General features: G+C 69.9%; 1 protein-coding gene. It reads right to left on the bottom strand.

Translation table 11 applies throughout. The features are described from left to right. Window positions 1–588: alpha-glucan family phosphorylase (gene glgP, locus BMF89_RS19510; RefSeq protein WP_139359748.1), on the bottom strand; the 588-nt coding region annotated here is incomplete at both ends.

Here is a 588-nt window from a genome sequence, read left to right as displayed (position 1 = left end):
CCAGGTGGGTACGTGGACGCCGTTGGTGACGGAGGTGATGGGGATTTCGGAGTGGTCGAAGCCTGGCCAGAGCCCGGAGAACATCTCGCGGGAGACCACTCCGTGGAGTTTGGCCACGCCGTTGGCCCGCTGCGCCAGGCGCAGGCCCATCACGGCCATGTTGAAGACCGCGGGGTTGCCGCCGTCGTAGTTCTCCCGGCCCAGTTCCAGGACCTTCTCCACCGGCACGTCCGGGGCCAGGCCCGCGTCGAAGAAGTGCCTGATCTGCACGGCCTCGAAACGGTCGATGCCCGCCGGCACCGGGGTGTGCGTGGTGAACACCGTGGACGCCCGCCCGGCGGCGAGGGCCTCGGACCAGCTCAGCGGAGCCTCGGAAGACATGAGCTCCTGGATCCGTTCGATGCCCAGGAACCCGGCGTGGCCTTCGTTGGTGTGGAACACTTCCGGGGCCGGGGTGCCGGTAAGGCGCTGGTAGACGCGCAGCGCCTTCACCCCGCCCATGCCCAGCAGCAGCTCCTGCTGCAGGCGGTGGTCCCCTCCGCCGCCGTAGAGGCGGTCCGTGATCCCGCGCGCGGCGTCGTCGTTGGC

Origin of the sequence: Arthrobacter sp. SRS-W-1-2016 (genome assembly GCF_002009585.1) — a bacterium.
GTDB lineage: Bacteria > Actinomycetota > Actinomycetes > Actinomycetales > Micrococcaceae > Arthrobacter > Arthrobacter bambusae_A.
The sequence above is the reverse complement of the archived record's forward strand: the minus strand, read 5'-3'. Positions and strand labels throughout refer to the sequence as shown.